This window comes from Bradyrhizobium sp. P2_E8 (assembly GCF_056403875.1).
Genome location: NZ_JBFUES010000653.1, coordinates 1 through 4,412, shown reverse-complemented (window position 1 = coordinate 4,412; position 4,412 = coordinate 1). Strand labels below are relative to the sequence as shown.

3 protein-coding genes and 1 pseudogene are annotated in these 4,412 nt (G+C 66.0%); all 4 read right to left on the bottom strand.

The window, feature by feature from the left end; all coding sequences use genetic code 11:
• Positions 1-339: pseudogene (locus AC1D00_RS28830) on the bottom strand (hypothetical protein); the annotation flags it as partial.
• A gap of 38 nt (positions 340-377) precedes the next feature.
• On the bottom strand, positions 378-2,411 hold the full coding sequence (locus AC1D00_RS28825; RefSeq protein ID WP_477012998.1) for an NAD(+) synthase: 2,034 nt from the start codon (positions 2,409-2,411) through the stop codon (positions 378-380).
• A gap of 136 nt (positions 2,412-2,547) precedes the next feature.
• On the bottom strand, positions 2,548-3,663 hold the full coding sequence (locus AC1D00_RS28820) for an alpha/beta fold hydrolase (RefSeq protein ID WP_404556429.1): 1,116 nt from the start codon (positions 3,661-3,663) through the stop codon (positions 2,548-2,550).
• Between the two features lie 16 nt (positions 3,664-3,679).
• Positions 3,680-4,324 carry a bifunctional nicotinamidase/pyrazinamidase gene (pncA, locus tag AC1D00_RS28815; protein WP_477012999.1) on the bottom strand — a complete coding sequence of 215 codons (645 nt, stop codon included), beginning with the start codon at positions 4,322-4,324 and terminating at the stop codon, positions 3,680-3,682.
• Between the last annotated feature and the right edge of the window lie 88 nt (positions 4,325-4,412).

Below are 4,412 nucleotides of genomic sequence, written 5' to 3'. Positions count from 1 at the left end.
GGTCTTGCCGACCAGCGCCATGCCCTCGACTTCCGCGCCGCCGGGGAAATAGTCGCCGGAAAAGCCGCAGGTGACCTCCCTGCCTCCGAAGACGAGAGACCGGCCGACCGCTTCGGTGTGCTGATTGACGATCATGTCGCCACGCCACTTCCCGTTCCGGAACGTGTAGCTGCCGGTGTAGTAGAAATAGCTGTCGCCGCCCATGATGCGTCCGTCGCAGAGCACGACCACGCCCCTCGCCTGCCCGCGCTTGCCGTCACGCATTTCGATGTCGAAGATGTAGAGGCCGTTGACGACGCTGGCCTCTTCACCCGCTTCTGAGCCTTCCCCGGCCGACATCAGATCGCCTCCCCGGCAATGTCGATCCGCCGCGCCATTCAGTTCGGTACGTTCCGCTCGAGATCCTCGAGCCATGCCGCTGCGCTCGAATCCGACGGCGCGCGCCAGTCGCCACGCGGCGACAGCGAGCCGCCGGCCGAAACCTTCGGGCCGTTCGGCATGGCGGAGCGCTTGAACTGACTGAAGGCGAAGAAGCGGCGCAGGAACACTTCCAGCCAGCGGCGGATCTCGGGAAGATCGTAGGCCTTGCGCCGATCGTTCGGGAACGCCGGCGGCCATTCGCCCTTGGCGACATCCTTCCACGCCTGGAGCGCCATGAAGGCGATCTTGGACGGCCGCATGCCGAAGCGGAGCGTGTAGAACAGGTTGAAATCCTGGAGCTCGTAGGGGCCGACGGAAGCTTCGGTGCTCTGCGGTTTCTCGCCCGGCTTGACTGGGACCAGCTCGGGCGAGATTTCGGCCGACAGGATCGAGGCAAGCGTCCGATTGACGTCGTCGCTGAACTGCTGCGAGGCGATCACCCAGCGGATCAGATGCTGGATCAGCGTCTTCGGCACGCCCGCATTGACGTTGTAATGCGCCATCTGGTCGCCGACGCCGTAGGTGCACCAGCCCAGCGCGAGCTCGGAGAGATCGCCGGTTCCGATGACGATGCCGCCGTGATGGTTGGCAAGGCGGAACAGATAGTCCGTGCGCAGGCCCGCCTGCACGTTCTCGAAGGTGATGTCGTAGACCTTCTCGCCCTTGCCGAAGGGATGGCCGATATCCTTCAGCATCTGGGTTGCCGTGGTGCGGATGTCGAGCTCCTGCCAATTCGTCTGCAACGCCTTCATCAGCGCCAGCGCATTGCTCTTGCTCTCGCTGCCGGTGGCAAAGCCCGGCATGGTGTAGGCGAGGATGTTCTCGCGCGGCAGGCCGAGCAGGTCGACGGCCTTCGCGGCGACGATCAGCGCGTGGGTGGAATCGAGCCCGCCCGAGACGCCGATGACGACGCGCTTRGTGCCGGTCGCGCGCATGCGCTGCACGAGGCCGGCGACCTGGATGTTGTAGGCCTCGTAGCAATCCTGCTCGAGCAGGCTCTCGTCACTCGGCACGAACGGGAAGCGCTCGACCTTGCGCAGGAAGCCGACGTCGGAGGCCGGCGGCTTCAGCGCGAACGTCACCTTGCGGAAGAACGCCTCGCGCTGCCGGCGGTTGTCGTCGAACGTCCCCATCAAGGCGCGCTCCTGCCTGAGCAGGTCGAGATCGACGTCGGCGAACGTGATCTGGCCCCCCTGGCGGAACCGCTCGCCTTCGGCCAGCAGCACGCCGTTCTCGTAGATCGAGGTCTGGCCGTCCCAGGCCAGATCGGTGGTCGATTCCCCTGCCCCGGCGGCGGAATAGACGTAGGCCGCGAGGCAGCGCGCCGAGGTCGACTGGCACAGCAGTGCGCGCGAGCGCGCCCGGCCAATCGTGATCGGGCTGCCCGAGAGGTTGATCAGCACGCTGGCGCCTGCAAGTGCGAGCTCCGAGGCCGGGGTTACCGGGATCCACATGTCCTCGCAGATCTCGACGCCGATAGTCAGGCCCGGAACGTCCTCCGCCGCGAACAGCAGATCGACGCCGAAGGGCGCGCGCAGATCGCCGATCGCGATCACCTCACCGGCGATGCCGGCACCGGAGGCGAAATGCCGTCCCTCGTAGAATTCGCGGTAGGTCGGCAGGTAGCTCTTGGGTACCACGCCGAGCAAATTGCCGCGATGGATGACGACGGCGCAATTGTAGATGCGATGGCCAAAGCGCAGCGGCGCGCCGACGATCAGAACGGTCATCAATGCAGCGGAGGCCTCGACGATGGCAGCGAGACCGCGCTCGACCGCATCGAGCAGCGGGTCCTGCTTCACCAGATCTTCGATCGCATAGCCGGACAGGCACAGCTCGGGAAACACGGCAACCGCCGCCGACTGTTCGTGGCAGGCATTGGCCGCCGCCAGGATGGCCTTGGCATTGGCCGAGGGATCGGCGACGTGGGAGGTGGTCACGCAGGCTGCCACGCGCGCAAATCCATGGGCGTAGATCGAGTGGAACGTCATCGAGCGCAGTACCTCTAATTTCTTCCCGGCCGGCCGCAGCCGTCAGCTCCGCACCTATGTAGCCCATCGATCTGGCCCCGTGCAGGCCATCCGCCATCATGCATAACGGATTTGCGCCTCGCTCTGGCGGGCGAGCTCAGGCGCTGCGGGCCAGGACGCCGGTCAGATCGTTGCGCAGCCACTCGGCGATCCGGGGCCAGGCATGCGCGTGGGTCCGCGCGCCCATGAACAGGCCGAGGTGATTGCTCGGCTCGGAGGCCGCTGCAATGAAGGCTGGCGGCGTGCCGACAAGGCCGGCGGTGGCGAGCGCCTGCGTCGCCGGTACCACTTCGTCGTCGAGCCCGGCCAGCATGAAGATCGGCGCCTTGACGTCCTTCAGATCAATCGCGCGGCCGAGCGCCACGAAGTTGCCGCCGGCAATCCGGTTCTCCCGGAAAATCCGGTTGACGATCTCGAGGTAATAAGCGCCCGGCAGATCGAGCGTCTCCACGTTCCACTGGTCGAAGCGCGCGAGCAGCGCCGCGCCTTCCTCGTTGGACAGCCCCTTCTGCAAGGCGACTGCGATATCCTCGCGGCTTGGCGTCCTGGACCAGAAGCGCAGCATCTCCTCGCCACTGACATTGCCGCCGCCACGCGCGACGAGCTGGTCGTAGACCATTCCCGGCGCGTTGCGGGCGAGCCGGGATAGCGCGGAATCGATCGACAGGTCGACCGGAGCGCCTGCTAGCACCAGCCGTCGCACCTTGGCCGGAAAGCGCGCCGCGTAGAGCAGCGACAGCCAGCCACCCTGGCACAGGCCGACGAGATCGACCGGCGCGCCGATCTCGTCGATGGCAACGTTGAGATCGGACAGATAGCTGTCGATCGAGAGATAGCGCATGTCCGGAGTGGCCGAGCGCCAGTCGGTGAGATAGACCCGGTCGATGCCGCCATTTTGCAGCGACTGCACCACGCTGTGGCCCGGTGCAAAGTCGGCGATCAGGGCCCGATGCAGCGCATAGGGTGCGCAGACCAGCGCCGGCTGGCCGGATCGGTTCTTCGTGCAATCGCGCAGGCGCATGGTCGCAAGCTCCAGCGCGACCGTGTTGGGCGTCGTCCACGGCAGGCTGCTGTCGGCCGGCTCGGCCGGCCCGCGCTCCATCCACCAGAAACAGGCGTCCATGGCGAGCCGCGCCGCCGCAAACGGCCACAGCAGCGGATCGCCAGGGACATGATCCGGCCCGCCTAGCTGTTTGCCTGTCTTCTCCGCCATGGCTATCTCGCGATTCTCACAGGAATGCCTCGAAGCTGATCACGGAAATGCCGAGCTCGCCAAAACTGCGATGGGCCGCGGCGACGGAACCGTCGAGGTCGATGCCACGGCAGGCATCCTCGATCACCACGACTTCGAACCCGGCCTTGCGGGCGTCCTCTGCCGAAAAGCGGACGCAGAAGTCGAGCGCGAGCCCCGCGACGAAGACGGTCTTCAACTCGCGCTCGCGCAAGTACCCGAGCAGGCCCGTCGGTGTCCTGTGGTCGTTCTCGAACAGCGCCGAATAGGAATCGATGCCGCGGCGAAAACCCTTGCGCACCACCAGGCTCGCCCGGGTGACGTCCAGCCCGCCATGGAATTCGGCGCCCGCCGTGCCCTGCACACAATGCGTCGGCCAGAGCACCTGGGTGCCGTAGTCCAGCTCGATGGTCTGGAACGGCTGCTTGCCCGCATGGTTCGCCGCGAAGGAGACGTGGTCGTTTGTATGCCAGTCCTGGGTCAGCACCACATTGGCGAATTTTTGGGCGATACGGTTGATGGCGGGCACGACTTTCTCGCCACCGGGCACGGCCAGCGCCCCGCCGGTGCAGAAATCGTTCTGGACGTCGATCACCAGCAGCACGTCGCGGTCGGAAATCTTCATCGCAAGGCCCCATTCCATCTGCCCGGCGCGACCGGCGCTGGGCGCTCCCTCCAATGTCGATCTTCCGGCGCGGCTTCGCAACCACCGACTCCGTATGGCCATATCG